The organism is Micromonospora gifhornensis, assembly GCF_016863515.1.
Classification (GTDB): domain Bacteria; phylum Actinomycetota; class Actinomycetes; order Mycobacteriales; family Micromonosporaceae; genus Micromonospora; species Micromonospora gifhornensis.
Map to the genome: position 1 here is coordinate 48,562 of NZ_BOPA01000020.1, position 13,919 is coordinate 62,480.

Annotated in this window: 9 protein-coding genes and 1 pseudogene; 1 reads left to right on the top strand and 9 read right to left on the bottom strand. The window is 72.3% G+C overall.

The features are described from left to right. Positions 1–38 precede the first annotated feature (38 nt). From Vgi01_RS14925 to Vgi01_RS14935, 3 genes and pseudogenes are all read right to left on the bottom strand, one after another. Positions 39–1,670 (bottom strand): ArnT family glycosyltransferase, encoded by a 1,632-nt coding sequence (locus Vgi01_RS14925; protein ID WP_204291414.1) that lies wholly within the window; start codon positions 1,668–1,670, stop codon positions 39–41. A gap of 12 nt (positions 1,671–1,682) precedes the next feature. Beyond that, positions 1,683–3,062, bottom strand: coding sequence for an IS607 family element RNA-guided endonuclease TnpB (gene tnpB / locus Vgi01_RS14930; protein ID WP_204291415.1), 1,380 nt, complete (start codon positions 3,060–3,062; stop codon positions 1,683–1,685). Next, positions 3,059–3,640 (bottom strand): annotated as a pseudogene (locus Vgi01_RS14935) (IS607 family transposase). The gene tnpB and the pseudogene Vgi01_RS14935 overlap by 4 nt, the downstream one beginning before the upstream one ends. Positions 3,641–3,886: 246 nt before the next feature. On the opposite strand from Vgi01_RS14935, the gene Vgi01_RS14940 reads away from it, so the two are divergent. Beyond that, positions 3,887–4,927: an App1 family protein phosphatidate phosphatase gene (locus tag Vgi01_RS14940; protein WP_204291416.1), complete on the top strand. Its 1,041-nt coding sequence runs from the start codon at positions 3,887–3,889 to the stop codon at positions 4,925–4,927. 19 nt (positions 4,928–4,946) lie between these two features. Here the strand turns inward: Vgi01_RS14940 and glgB are convergent, their stop codons facing one another. From glgB to Vgi01_RS14970, 6 genes are all read right to left on the bottom strand, one after another. Next, on the bottom strand, positions 4,947–7,049 hold the full coding sequence (gene glgB, locus Vgi01_RS14945) for a 1,4-alpha-glucan branching protein GlgB (RefSeq protein ID WP_204291417.1): 2,103 nt from the start codon (positions 7,047–7,049) through the stop codon (positions 4,947–4,949). Continuing rightward, entirely contained in the window at positions 7,037–9,067 is a 2,031-nt protein-coding gene (locus tag Vgi01_RS14950; protein ID WP_204291418.1) for an alpha-1,4-glucan--maltose-1-phosphate maltosyltransferase, read from the bottom strand. Before Vgi01_RS14950 ends, glgB begins: the two co-directional genes overlap by 13 nt. Positions 9,068–9,129: 62 nt before the next feature. Further along, a complete protein-coding gene (locus Vgi01_RS14955) occupies positions 9,130–9,975 on the bottom strand; it encodes an SDR family oxidoreductase (protein WP_204291419.1) in 846 nt (281 codons plus the stop codon). Positions 9,976–10,076: 101 nt separating this feature from the next. Beyond that, positions 10,077–11,792, bottom strand: a complete 1,716-nt coding sequence (locus Vgi01_RS14960) for a 3-ketosteroid-delta-1-dehydrogenase (RefSeq protein ID WP_204291420.1) — start codon at positions 11,790–11,792, stop codon at positions 10,077–10,079. Positions 11,793–11,806: 14 nt separating this feature from the next. Continuing rightward, entirely contained in the window at positions 11,807–13,036 is a 1,230-nt protein-coding gene (locus tag Vgi01_RS14965; protein WP_204291421.1) for an NADH:flavin oxidoreductase, read from the bottom strand. After that, positions 13,033–13,647, bottom strand: coding sequence for a TetR/AcrR family transcriptional regulator (locus tag Vgi01_RS14970; RefSeq protein ID WP_204291422.1), 615 nt, complete (start codon positions 13,645–13,647; stop codon positions 13,033–13,035). The genes Vgi01_RS14965 and Vgi01_RS14970 overlap by 4 nt, the downstream gene beginning before the upstream one ends. Between the last annotated feature and the right edge of the window lie 272 nt (positions 13,648–13,919).

Consider the following 13,919-nt stretch of genomic DNA (forward strand, 5'->3'; position numbering starts at 1 on the left):
CCATCCGCGCCGGGGGTCCGGCCAGCGTACGACCCGGCTCACCGCCACGGCCGCAGCGGCGTCGGCGGGTGGTAGACGCGGAAGTCGCCGACCTCGGCCAGCAACGCGGCGTCCGCTCCGTCGCCGAGCAACTCCCGCAGGCGTCGCTCCGCCGACCCGCCGGCCTCCAGCACGTAGCCGGGCCGCGAGGCGCGAGCCAACCGCCACCAGTACGCCGGGTAGCGGTTCTGCCCGGGATGCAGGTCACCGTCGAGCACGCCACAGACCACCTGCTCGCCGGTGTTGAAGACCAGCCGGTTGCAGGTCCAGTACTCGCCGTACACCTCGCGCAGCCCGGCGGCACGGACCGTGTCCGCGAGTTGGCGGGACTGCCGCTCCTCCACCCGACCCGGCGCCGCGCCGACGGTGGCGAACAGCACGGTGACCACCAGCGACGTCGCCGCCAACGCGGCCAGCAGCGCGGTCGCCAGCGCGCCGACGAGCCGACCGGCAGCGCCGACCGTGCCGCGCGCGCACGCCGCCGCCGCCACCCACAGCGGCCACAGCACCGCCGGTAGCGACAGTTGCAGCACCGACAGGTAGCGGGCGTTACCCAGCGGATCCGTCGCGGCGAGCGAACTGCGCACGTACGCCAGCAGGGTTGCCGCCGCGCCGACGAGCAGGGCGAGACGCACCACCGCCACCACCCGCTCACCCCGTCCGACCCGGCGGCGGTATGCGAGCCCGGCGAGCACCACCGCGACGACCAGCAGCACCGGGTAGAGCAGACCGAACCACTCCTGCCAGCCGGCACAGCCGGTCATCGGGCACAGCCCGGCGGCCAGCGGCACCCCCTCCAGCAGCCCGCCGTCGAGCCGTTGGCCCCACGTCGGGGACGGTCCCTGCGCGCCGCTGATGCGGCCCAGCACCGAGAGGGAATCCTGCCCGGCCGGGGCCACCAGGTTGTCGCGGATCATCGGGGCGATCCCGACGCCGAACCCGACGACCAGCAGCAGACCGGCCCCACCGAGCAGTTCCCGGCGCAGCACCCAGAGCAGGGCCGCCCCGGCCACCGCCAGGTACGGCGCGATCAGCCAGTCCGACCACAGGGCCAGCCCGGCGAGCAACCCGAAGCCGCCGACGGCCCACCGGCGGTGCCGCACCGTGCCGCGGGCCAACCCCACCACGATCAGCAGCATCACCAGTACGGCGACCTTGACCTCCGGCCGACCGCCGACCGTCGTCACCTGGTCGCGGATGACCCGCTCGGAGCCGAGCGCCAGCAGACCGACGATCGCGGTGGCGAACCACGGTGAACCGATCCGCCGGGTCAGCCGGTGGATCAGCCAGAGGAACAACGCGTAGAGCGCGAGCACCGGCAGCCGCAGCGCCGGCCAACTCGGCCCGGTCACCGCGAGCAGGGGCGCTGCCAGGTAGGACTGCAGCATGCCCATGTAGCGCTGGCCGTACAGGAAGACCGGATGTTCCCGGCCCTGGGCGATGTGCAGGGCGGCCAGCCCGAAGGTCGCCTCGTCACTGTTTGCCACCGGCACGGTGTTCAGCACCAGATACAACCGGTAGCCGACCCCGAGCACGCCGAGGATCAGCGCGACGAGGGCGGGCCGGTCCAGCCGTGGCTGCCACCGCCCGCGCCGTCGCTGTGCTCGCGACCCTGCCTGTGGCACGACCATCGCCGTTACCTCTCAGTGCGCTTTAGTGAGCACACGGTTGGTAGTCCTGCCTTGCGGTAGGACGGTCCCGGTCTGACCGGCGGACGCCGTGCCGGGTTGACGTTTCACAGCCACCAGCCCGCGCGCGCGGGTCTTCCGGTCGGCTCCACGTCCTGCCACCGGGCCACTCCCGGCGGTGTCCACCTCACGCGCGAGCGCGGCGAGGTTACGCGCGGCGTTGAGGTCCCGGTCAAGGGTCAAGCCGCAGGTGGTGCAGGTGTAGGTGCGCTCGGACAGGGCGAGCTTGGCTTTCACCGTGCCGCAGCCCGAGCAGGTCTTCGAGGATGGATACCAGCGGTCGGCCACCACAAGTCGGCCACCGTTGCATTCGGTCTTGTACGCCAACTGGCGGCGGATCTCCGCGAAACCGGCGTCGGCGATGTGTCGGGCTAGCCTGCGGTTACGCAGCATGCCGGCGACGTTGAGGTCTTCCACCACGACCGTGCCGTGCTCGCGGGCGAGTCTGGTGGTGAGCTTGTGCATGCCGTCGCGGCGTAGGTTCGCCACCCGGGCGTGCGCGCGGCCGAGCCGGGTCGCCGCTCGTTGCCACCGCTTCGACGCGCGGCGGCCGGTGCGTCGGTCTGGGCCGATCTTGCGTGACAGGGATCGGCCCAGCGAGCGCATCCGCTGCTGTGCGTCCGCCAGGTGGCGCGGGTTCGGTACGAGTTCGTCGTTGGTGAGCACCGCGAGGTGTTTGATCCCGACGTCCACTCCGACGACTGATGTCGGCCGGACGGGGACGCGCTCGGCGCGCTCGACCTCCACGGTGGAGGCGACGTGCCACCGGCTGCCGTCACGCCGCACGGTCGCCGACTCGATCCGGGCCGTGCCGTTGTCCAGGCGACGAGCCAGCTTGCGGGAAGACTCGTGCAACTTGAGCCGGCCCAGGCGTGGCAGGACGACGTGCTTGCGGTCGGGCTCGACCCGGATCGCGCCGGTGGTGGACCGCACGGACGGTGTAGCGCGGCGGCGGGACTTGAACCGGGGAAACCCGACTGGCCGCCCGGCCCGCTTCCCGCTGCGGGAGTCCGACCAGTTCTTGAGGGCGCGGGCGAGGGCGTCGAGGCCGGTGTTGAACGCCTCCTTGGAGCATTCCCGCCACCATGGGGCCACCTCGCCCTTCGCGGAGTTCCACGCCCTGCGCAGCGCGGGCAGCGACCACCCCACGGTCGGGGTCAACTCCGCTTCTGTGGCGCCGTAGGTGCGTTCGGCCGCGCGCTGATCCATGACCGCCTTCACTCGGGCCAGTGCCCAGTTGTGCGCGACCCGGGCCGCACCCGCGTGCGCCGATACCGCGCGCTCCTGACGGGGGGTCAGGTCCAACGCGAACCGGTACGCCTGGATCGACTTCACGCCGGGCCACTCTCGGTGACGGCTTCGACCGCCCGGCGGGCACGGTTCGCGGCAGCGCGACGGCCGTACAGGCGGGCGCACAACGACGTCAGGATCTCGGTCACGTCGCGGACCAAGTCGTCGTCGACCTCAGCGCCGGGCCGACCACCAGCAGCCGGCGGCCCTGCGCGTTCAGGGCGGCCTCGACGTACTCCGCACCGAATCGGGCGAACCGGTCCCGGTGCTCGACCACGATCGTTGACACCGCCGGGTCGCGCAGCAGCGCGAGGAACCTTTTGCGGTGCCCGTTCAACGCGGATCCAACCTCGGTCACCACCCGGTCGATGCCGAGTTCTGTCCGGTGGCCCATACGGTGACCCGGGCGACCTGCCGGTCCAGGTCGGGTTTCTGGTCGGCTGAGGAAACCCGGGCGTACACCACGGTCTGCCCCGTCTCGGCCGACGTGCCGGTGACCGGCTCACCGACCATGATCAGCCGACCGATCCGGTAGGTGGGAACAGGCAGCGTCCAGCCGCGTACTGTCGCCGAGCAGTGATGTACGCGATGCCGGTCGACGCCGCCCACTCCTTGAGGTTCACGCGAGCATCATGGCAGCTTAAAGAGCACCATAGATGCCCAACGCGAGATGCCCAACGCGCCAATAGCCAACTACCCCCGTCGTCGTCCCGACCGGAGTGTTTCACGGTCGGCAGGCGCCCCGGGCGCGGTTGCCTTGATCGTCTTCGTTTCCGCCACCGTGCCCGCGGACGCGCCCCGAGCGGAGACGATCAAGAAGCCCGGGTCTCGCGTGGCCGAGGTCGGCAGGGTGTGGCAGGGTTGCAGACGTGCCACCCACACCCGCAGGCCAGTTGGCCATACCGAACCTGCATCGGGCCGCGCGGATCGAGGACGCCGTGCACAAGCTGGTCGAACGCCGACTCCGGCGGACGGGCTGGCGGACCAACATCATCGCCTACACCGGCTACGGCGCGCCCGGTTGGGCGCGGGTGATGTGCCGGGTGCTGCTGGGCCGGCCGGACACCCGACAACGGGGGCGGCTGGAGAAGGTCCGAGGCTGGCGCAGCTTCACCACCCTGCCGGCCAAGCACGTCACGGTGACCATCGAGACCGGCGGGGTGGTGCACGAGGCGCAGGCCGACCGCAGCGGCTTCATCGACACCACCGTCGAGGCGGACCTGCCCCCCGGCTGGGGCTCGGTGCGGCTCAGCATGCCCGACGCCGAACCGGTCGAGGCGCCGGTGCGCATCCTCGATCCGGAGGTCCGCTTCGGCATCCTCTCCGACATCGACGACACGGTGATGGTGACCGCGCTACCCCGCCCGCTGCTCGCCGCCTGGAACACGTTCGTGCTCGACGAGCACGCCCGCGCCGCGGTGCCCGGCATGGCCGTGCTGTACGAGCGGCTGGTCACCGCGCACCCCGGCGCACCGGTGTTCTACCTGTCCACCGGCGCGTGGAACGTCGCCCCGACCCTGACCCGCTTCCTGTCCCGGCATCTCTACCCGGCGGGACCGCTGCTGCTCACCAACTGGGGTCCCACCCAGGACCGCTGGTTCCGCAGCGGCCGGGAGCACAAGCGAGCCACCCTGGCCCGGCTGGCCAAGGAGTTCCCCGACGTACGCTGGCTGCTCGTCGGCGACGACGGCCAGCACGACCCGGAGATCTACCGGGAGTTCGCCGCCGCCCACCCGGACAACGTGGCAGCCGTTGCGGTCCGCCGCCTCTCGCCCGCCCAGTCGGTGCTCGCCGGCAGCCTGCCGGTGCCGCACGACCAGCCGACCGAGGGGCCGATCGGCCAGAAGTGGCTCTCCGCCCCCGACGGCGCGGGCCTGTGGACCCTGCTCCGCGGCGCCGGCCTGGTCTGAGTCCGCCGCGGTGCCCGTTTTACGCCGGGCGGAGCCAGAGGGCGCCGAGCGGGGGGACGCGCAGCGCCACCGAGGCGGGTTGACCGTGCCAGGGGACGGGCTCGGCGTGCACGGTGCCGAGGTTGCCGACGCCGGAGCCGCCGTACGGGTGGGCGTCGGTGTTGAGCACCTCGGCCCAGGCCCCGGCGGCCGGTAGGCCGATGCGGTAGTCCTCCAGCGGTAGGGCGGAGAAGTTGGCCACGCAGACCAGGGTCGCCCCGTCGGGGGCGATCCGGACGAACGAGACGGTGTTGTTGGCGACGTCGTCGCCGGCGAGCCAGCGGAAACCGGCGGGGGAGGTGTCCTGCGCCCATAGCGCCGGGGTGTCCCGGTAGACCCGGTTGAGGTCGCCGACCAGGCGTTGCACGCCGGCCCGGGCCGGGTCGTGCAGCAGGTACCAGTCGAGGCCGCGCTCCTCGCTCCACTCCCGGTCGTCGGCCAACTCGCAGCCCATGAACAACAGTTGCTTGCCCGGGTGCGCCCACATGTAGGCCAGCAGCACGCGGACGTTGGCCAGCCGTTGCCACTGGTCGCCGGGCATCTTGCCCAGCAGCGAACCCTTGCCGTGCACCACCTCGTCGTGGCTGATCGGCAGCACGTAGTTCTCGCTCCAGGCGTACGCCAGGGAGAAGGTGAGCTGATTGTGGTGGTGCTGCCGGTAGATCGGGTCCTTCGAGGTGTAGAGCAGGGTGTCGTGCATCCAGCCCATGTTCCACTTGAAGCCGAACCCGAGCCCGCCGTCGCTCGTCGGTCGGGTCACTCCCGGCCAGGCGGTGGACTCCTCGGCGATCATCACCACCCCGGGGTGGTGCTTGTAGACCGTCGCGTTGGTCTCCTGCATGAACGCGATGGCCTCCAGGTTCTCCCGGCCGCCGTACTGGTTGGGCACCCACTGCCCGTCGGCGCGGGAGTAGTCCAGGTAGAGCATCGAGGCGACCGCGTCGACCCGCAGCCCGTCGACGTGGAACTCCTCAAGCCAGTAGAGCGCGTTGGCGACCAGGAAGTTGCGCACCTCGCGGCGGCCGAAGTCGAAAACGTACGTGCCCCAGTCCGGGTGCTCGCCGCGACGCGGGTCGGGGTGCTCGTAGAGCGGGGTGCCGTCGAAGCGGGCCAGGGCCCACTCGTCCTTGGGGAAGTGCGCCGGCACCCAGTCCAGGATCACCCCGATGCCGGCGGCGTGCAGCCGGTCCACCAGGTGACGGAAGTCGTCCGGGTCACCGAAGCGGGAGGTCGGGGCGAAGTAGCCGGTGACCTGGTAACCCCAGGAGCCGCCGAACGGGTGCTCCATCACCGGCAGGAACTCCACGTGGGTGAAGCCCAGCTCCGTCACGTACGCGGCCAACTGCTCGGCCAGTTCCCGGTAGCCGAGGCCGGGCCGCCACGAGCCGAGGTGCACCTCGTACACGCTCATCGGCGCCTGGTGGGGCTGCTGCTTCGCCCGCCGCGCCAGCCAGTCCGCGTCGCCCCACTCGTACGTCGAGCGGTGCACCACGGAGGCGGTGGCCGGCGGCACCTCGGCGTACCCGGCGAGCGGGTCGGCCTTGTCCCGCCAGTGACCGTCGGCGCCGAGGATCCGATACTTGTACCGGGCCCCCACCTGCACCCCGGGCACGAAGATCTCCCACACGCCGGTGGAGCCCAGTGATCGCATCGGCCAGCCGTCGTCGGGCGCCCAGCCGGTGAAGTCACCGACCACCCGCACACCCCGGGCGTTCGGGGCCCAGACGGTGAACGCCACCCCGCCGTCGAGGACGCGGGCGCCGAGCGCCTCCCAGAGCCGTTCGTGCCGACCCTCGCTGATCAGGTGCAGGTCCAGCTCGCCCAGGGTCGGCGGGTGCCGGTACGGGTCGTCGTGCGGCTGCCCGTTCCACTCGATGCGGTAGTCGAGCACCTCGCCGGGCACGGTCGCCTCGAAGACGCCCACCTCGTGCACCCGGGTCATCGGGTACCGCTGTTCACCCACCAGCAGGCACAGTTCGGTCGCGCCCCGCCGCAGGGTGCGGATCACCGTACGGCCGTTCGCCGGGTGGGCACCGAGCACGGCGTGCGGGTCGTGGGTCTCCCCGGAGATCAGCTGGTCCATCGGGCGTCGTCCTTCGTGGCGGCAGGGCCGGCGGTGTCGGTGGGAACGGCGGCGGTGGCGGCGGGGAGGGTGAGCACGTGGGCGGGGTGCAGGTACGGGTCGAGCCGGACCGCGTTGCGCTGTCCCCAGTCGTAGCTGGCCCCGGTCAACTCGTCGTACACGGTGAACCGGTCGTGCCAGTCCAGGCCCAGCGCCGGCATGTCCAGGGTGGTGTTGCCCCACTGCACGGTGTGCGAGTCGAACGAGCAGACCACCAGCACGGTGTTGCCGGTGATCGGGTCGCGTTTGGACCAGCACAGCAGGGCCGGGTTGTCGATGTCGTGGAAGACCAGGTTGCGCAGCCGGTGCAGGGCCGGGTTCTCCCGGCGTACCCGGTTCAGGGTGGCGATGAACGGCGCCAGGGACCGCCCCTGCGCCTGGGCCTGCGCCCAGTCCCGGGGCCGCAGCTCGTACTTCTCGTTGTCGAGGTATTCCTCCGCGCCCGGACGCGCGACGTGCTCGAACAGCTCGAAGCCGGCGTACATGCCCCAGGACGGGGAGAGCAGCGCGGCAAGCACCGCCCGGATCTTGAACATCGGCGGCCCGCCGTGCTGCAGGCTCTCGTGCAGGATGTCCGGGGTGTTGGGCCAGAAGTTCGGTCGCATGTAGTCGGCCGCCGCCACCAGCTCCGCGCAGTACTCGCGCATCTGCGCGGCCGAGGTCCGCCAGGTGAAGTACGTGTACGACTGGGTGAAGCCGACCTTGGCCAGCCCGTGCATCATCGCCGGTCGGGTGAACGCCTCGGCCAGGAAGAGCACGTCCGGGTCGGTCCGCTTGACCTCCCAGATCAGCCAGTGCCAGAAGTCGACAGGCTTGGTGTGCGGGTTGTCCACCCGGAAGATCTTCACGCCCTCGCCGACCCAGTGCCGTACCACCCGCAGGATCTCCGCCCGGATGCCCTCGGGGTCGTTGTCGAAGTTCAGCGGGTAGATGTCCTGGTACTTCTTCGGCGGGTTCTCCGCGTACGCGATGCTGCCGTCGGCGCGGGTGGTGAACCATTCCGGGTGCTCGCTCACCCACGGGTGATCCGGCGCGCACTGCAACGCCAGGTCCATCGCCACCTCCAGGCCGTGTTCGGCGGCGGCGGCCACGAAGTCGCGGAAGTCCTGCGGCGTACCCAGATCGGGGTGGATGGCGTCGTGGCCGCCCTCGGCCGCGCCGATCGCCCACGGCGAACCCACGTCGTGCGGCCCGGCGGTCAGGCTGTTGTTCGGGCCCTTGCGGTTGACCCGGCCGATCGGGTGTATCGGCGGCAGGTAGAGCACGTCGAAGCCCATCGCGGCGACCCCGGGCAGCCGCTCGGTCGCGGTGGCGAAGGTCCCGGAGCGGGCCGGGGTCTCGGCGGTGGCCAGGATCGCCCCCTCCGAGCGGGGGAAGAACTCGTACCAGGCGGAGTAGAGAGCCCGCTCCCGGTCCACCCAGATGCGGTACTCCTCGCCGGTGGTGACCAACTCGCGTACCGGGTGCGCCCAGAGCAGGTCGGCCAGGGCGAGCGCCGGGGCGCTGCGCTGCGGCAGCGGCATCGTCGAGTCATCCAGGGCGGCCACGGCCTGCTCGATCCGGGCCCGCTGCGCCGCCGGCACCAGGTCGGCGGCGGCGGTCAGCACGCGTACGCCCTCGGCCAGGTCGTTGGCCAGGTCTTCCGCGCCCTGGCCGGCGGCGATCTTCTTGGTCACCGCGTTGTGCCAGGTCAGGTACGGGTCGCTGAACGCCTCCACCGTGAAGATCCACTCGCCGACCGCGTCGGGGGTGATGGTGGCGTGCCACCGGTCCCGGCCGGGTTCCCCGGGCCGCATCCGGGTGAACGGCCGGGCCCGACCGTCCGGTCCGAGCCAGACCACGTTGCAGCCGAGCGCGTCGTGCCCTTCGCGGTACGCGGTCGCCGACACCGGCACCAGTTCCCCGACGACGGCGCGGGCCGGATAACGCCCGCAGGAGACGACGGGGGAGACGTCTTCGATCGGGAACCGTCCAGTCACCCCGTCAACCTACTGCGCGAGATCCTTTCGCGCTCGATTGCGCGCTGCTTCCACCACGTCGGTCAGCGCCGCGCCCGCCACGCCTTGGCGCGCCGCAGGTAGCGCAGCACCCCGACCGGGCCGGTCGAGACGGGCCAGTCGTCGGTGCGGAAGTAGGCGTCCGAGCCGCCGTCCAGGAAGATCACCGAACCGCAGAGGAAATCGGCGGCCGGCGAGAGCATGAACGCCACCCACTCGCCGACGTCCGCCGGCTTGCCGCGCCCGCCGATCGGCACCGGCAGCCCCTCGACCGCCTCCTTCTCGCCCCGGGCCATCTGCTCCTCCAGCAGCGGGGTGGCGATGATGCCGGGGGCCAGGACGTTGACCCGGATGCCGGCGCCGGCCCACTCCGGCGAGATCGCGGCGCGGCGTGCCCACCGGGTCACCGCCAGCTTCGAACTCGCGTACGCGAACGGCGCCGAGCGCTTGCCGAAGCGCCCCACCACGCGCAGCGCCCGGCCGGCGTCGCGGTCGAGCAGGGCCCGCACGGCGCGCTCCGGCACCATCGGCGTGAGCGTGACGGAGTTCGAGCCGAACACCACGACCTTGCTGTTGCCGGCAGCGGCCAGCGTCGGTCGCCACGCCTCGAGCAACTCCACCACACCGAAGAAGTTGACCTGCTGCACGACCTGGTCCCGGCCGGGGATGCCGCCGAGCCCGGCGGCGCAGACCGCCCCGTCGAGCCGCCCTCCGGCGCGCTCCAGCACCTCGGTGGCCGCCGCCGCGCGCCCGGTCGGCGTGGAGAGGTCGGCGATCACCTCCACGTCCCGCAGGTCCACGCCGACGACGGTGTGCCCGTCGCGGCGCAGCCGCTCGGCGGACGCCCGGCCCATGCCGGAGGCCGCGCCGGTCACCGCGTACGTACCCATCTCGGTTCCTCTCCGCTTCGCCGACGGTCGGTCCGGATCGGCCCCTCGCGTCCTGCCGGATGCTGGCACGCCCGGCGGCCCCGGGTGCGCCAAACCCGTGCCTATTCCGCCGTCCGGCGGTCCGGGGCCCGGTCGGCGGCGGGGAGCTTGCCCGCCGCGTGCCGTCCGACGATGTAGCCGTAGACCAGGCCCTGCCCGATGGTCGCCCCGGCCCCCGGGTAGGTGCGGCCGAAGGCGTTGGCGGCGGCGTTGCCGATGGCGTACAGCCCGGGGACCGGGGTCCCCTCGTCGGACAGCGCCCGGCCGAGGCCGTCGGCCCGGATCCCGCCGCAGGTCCCGAGGTCGGACAGGACGACCCGGACGGCGTACAGGGTGCCGGCCAGCGGCCGCAGGTTCGGGTTCGGCGTCACCGTCGGATCGCCGTAGTAGCGGTCGTACGCGCTCGCGCCGCGCGCGAAATCGTCATCGACGCCGGCGGCGGCGAACCTGTTGAACCGTGCCACGGTGGCGTTCAGCGCGTCGGCGTCCACGCCCATCGACCGGGCGAGGTCACCCGGGTTGTCCGCGCGGTGCGCGATGCCCGCCGCGTACCAGGACTTCGGCAGCGGAGCGCGGGGGAACTGCGTGCCGGCGAAGACGTAACTGTTGCGGTACCGCTTGTCGAAGACCAGCCACATGGTCGGCAGCGACCCACCTTCACGGGCGAGACCGAGCACCCGCTGCCCGAACGTCATGTAGTCGCAGGACTCGTTGACGAACCGGCGGCCCGTGCCGTCCACCATGAGCGACCCGGGCAGGGAACGCTCGGCGAGCAGCACCGACGGCGCGGCGTCGCCGACCGGCGCGACGGCGGGGAACCACCACGCCTGCTCCATCAGGTCGGTGCCGGCGCCCGCCTCCTGCGCGGCGCGGATCCCGTCGCCGGTGTTGCTGTCCGCGCCGAGGCTCCAGCCGCCCAGGTCGCGGTGGTGGTGGGTGTGCCGCAGCGGCAGGTCGTGGTCGAATCCGCCGGTGGCGAGCACGACACCCCGCTCGGCCCGTATCGCGAACGTCGTCTCCTGATGGCGCAGCTCGGCCCCGACGACCCGGTCCCCCTCGACCACGAGCCGCTCCAGCGCCGTCTCGGTCCAGACCGGGATGCCGGCGCGGCGGACGCCGGCGAACAGACCGGCGGCGATGGCCTGGCCGCCGGCGGCGTACTCGCGCCCGACCACGAGGCCGCCGAGGCCCTGGGCGAGGCGCGTCACGATGCGGGGCAGCGCGCGAACCGGGGTCTTCGCCATCAGGTTGAGCCACTTGTAGTCCGCGCCGGTGACCGGCATGGGCACGGGCGCGGAGAGGACGGCGGGACGCAGCCGCGCCCGGTCGGCACCGAGGAGCTTCAGGTCGAGCGGACGGCACTCGCAGCTACGGCCCTCGGCGGTGCCGCCGGGCAGCTCCGGGTGGTAGTCGGAGTAGCCGCGGGCCCAGAGGAACCGCATCGGGGTGGTCCGCGTGAGCATCTCGATCGTGGCGGTGCCGTGCTCGAGGAAGCTGCGCCAGCGCTGTTCGGGCGCGGAGCCGTCCACCACGGCCTCCAGGTACGCCGCGCCGCGCTCGGGCGTGTCCCCGGAGCCCTCCGCGGCCAGCACGGGGTTGGCGGGGATCCAGAAGGCGCCGCCGGAGCGTGCCGTGGAGCCGCCCACCCAGCGCGACTTCTCCACGACCACGACGGAGAGGCCGGCCTCGTGGGCGCTGAGCGCGGCGGCGAGGCCGGTGCCGGAGCCGATCACGACGAGGTCGACCGAGGTCGGCTGGGGCTGCCGGGGTATGGACATCGCAGAACTCCTTGCTACGGGGCGACGACGGGCCGGGTACCGGCGGCGACGAGCGCCGTCGTCCCCTCGGTGTCCAGGGGGCAGTGGGTGCCGGTGAAGATGCTGGCGGCGCAGAGGTTGCAGTGGGTGCAGCGCGACCGGGTGGCGGCGTCGTGGCGGATCTTGTTGATCAGGTCCGGCTCCCTGAGCAGGGCGCGGGCCATGGCGACGTACTCGAAGCCGTCGCTCATCGCCGTGCGCATCCCGTCGAGGTCGGTGACGCCGCCGAGCAGGATCAGCGGCATGGACAGCTCGCGGCGGAACTGGAGCGCGAGGTCGCGGAAGTAGAGCGGCTGGTAGGGGTAGTCGCGGAACAGGAACCGGCCGAACATCTTCATCCCGAGCCGCAGCAGCGGCGGCTGGGGCGCGGCCATCGCCGCGAGCGGGATGTCGCCCCGGAACAGGTACATCGGGTTGAGCAGCGAGGACCCGCCGGTGAGTTCCAGGGCGTCCAGGTGTCCGTCGGCCTGGAGCATCCGGGCGAACGGGATCGACTCGTCGAGGTCGAAACCGCCGGGCACGCCGTCGCTCATGTTCATCTTGGCGATGACGGCCACGTTGTCACCGACGGCCTCCTTGACGGCGGCCAGGATCCGGCGTGGGAACTCCGCGCGGTTGGTCAGCGCACCGCCGAACTCGTCCCGGCGTCGGTTGAGCTTCGGCGACAGGAACGATCCGGCGAGGTAGGTGTGGCCCAGGTGCACCTCGACGGCGTCGAAGCCCACCTCGCGCGCCGCCGCGGCGGCGCTACCGTGGGCGGCCACGATGCGGTGGATGTCGTCGTGGGTCGCGGCGCGGTCGAAGCCCATCCCCAGCGGGTTGAACCGCGCCGACGCGGCGAGCGAGGGCAGCCCGTTCGAGCGGGAGTTGGCCACCGGGCCGGCGTGCCCGATCTGGGCGCTGACCTTGGCGCCGGTGGCGTGCACCGCCTCGGTCAGCCGCCGCAGCCCGGGCAACGCCTCGGGCCGCCAGTAGACCTGGCCCCGTTCGGTGCGCCCCTCGGGCGCGACGGCGAGGTAGGCGACCGTCGTCATGCCGACGCCGCCGCGACCCACAGCGGTGTGGTACTCGATCAGGCGGTCGGTGACCAGGGCGTCCGGGGTCGCACCCTCGAAGGTGGCGGACTTGATGACCCGGTTTCGCAGGCGCACCGGGCCGAGGGTGGCGGGGGCGAGCGGGTCGGGAATCGGGCGGGTGGTGGTCACGGCGCTTCCTCGGGTGTGGTGATGCGGATGTCCAGCCGACGCAGCAGGGCGTCGACGGCGTGCGCGGGCGAGCCGTCGGGGCTGCGGGCCCAGTCGTACAGCGCGGCCTGGGCCGCCTCGCGGTACGCGGTGGCGACGGCGTGGTAGATCGCCCTCGGCGCTCCCGGTCGACGCCGGGCGATCTCCCGGGCGAGGGCCTCGGTCCAGGGCGCGTAGGCGCGGGCGGAGGCTTCCGCCAGTTCGGGTTCCTCGGCGACGACCCGCATCCAGTACCCGCCCGCGCTGAGCACGAGCGCGTCGTCGGAGACGGAGGCGGCCACGGCGGCGCGCAGCGCGTCCGACAGCGGAATGTCGAGGGGCAGCGTGCGGAACGTCTCGGTCAGCCGCCGGGTGGCGGCGGGCACTCCCACCCAGGCGAGGGCGGCCTTGGACGGGAAGTGCCGCATCAGGGTGCGGGCGCTGATCCCGGTGGCCGCGGAGATGTCGTCCCAGCCGGTGGCGCCGTAGCCGCGCACGGCCCAGAGCTTCAGGGCCGCGGTGCCGACCGCTTCGGGATCGAGCACGGTGGGTCGACCACGTCGGCGCGGGGTGGGCGAGAGATCCGAGGCCATGCCACAAGTGAATCATTTTTGGCAAGAAGCGTCAATAATCAGGTCGATGCTGTGCCAGGGGTGCTCTCGTCAGCAACGGAGTGCAATCACATGGGCGGGGCGGCGTCTCTCCTGCTGCCCCGCACCGACCTGCTCCTGACCGCACCGCCACTACCCCGGATCTGGGTGCGTTTGTTGTTGCTGTGACGACAACAAACGCACCCACAGGAAGGCGGAACAGCTGCGTGAGCGCGCCCACGTGACGGGCCGCGCCCACGTGACGGGCCGCGCCC

Excerpts from the sequence above, each read along its gene's own strand:
- Vgi01_RS14960 (WP_204291420.1), bottom strand. The coding sequence starts at position 11,792 with ATGTCCATACCCCGGCAGCCCCAGCCGACCTCGGTCGACCTCGTCGTG.
- glgB (WP_204291417.1), bottom strand. The coding sequence starts at position 7,049 with ATGGACCAGCTGATCTCCGGGGAGACCCACGACCCGCACGCCGTGCTC.
- Vgi01_RS14970 (WP_204291422.1), bottom strand. The coding sequence starts at position 13,647 with ATGGCCTCGGATCTCTCGCCCACCCCGCGCCGACGTGGTCGACCCACC.
- Vgi01_RS14925 (WP_204291414.1), bottom strand. The coding sequence starts at position 1,670 with ATGGTCGTGCCACAGGCAGGGTCGCGAGCACAGCGACGGCGCGGGCGG.
- Vgi01_RS14955 (WP_204291419.1), bottom strand. The coding sequence starts at position 9,975 with ATGGGTACGTACGCGGTGACCGGCGCGGCCTCCGGCATGGGCCGGGCG.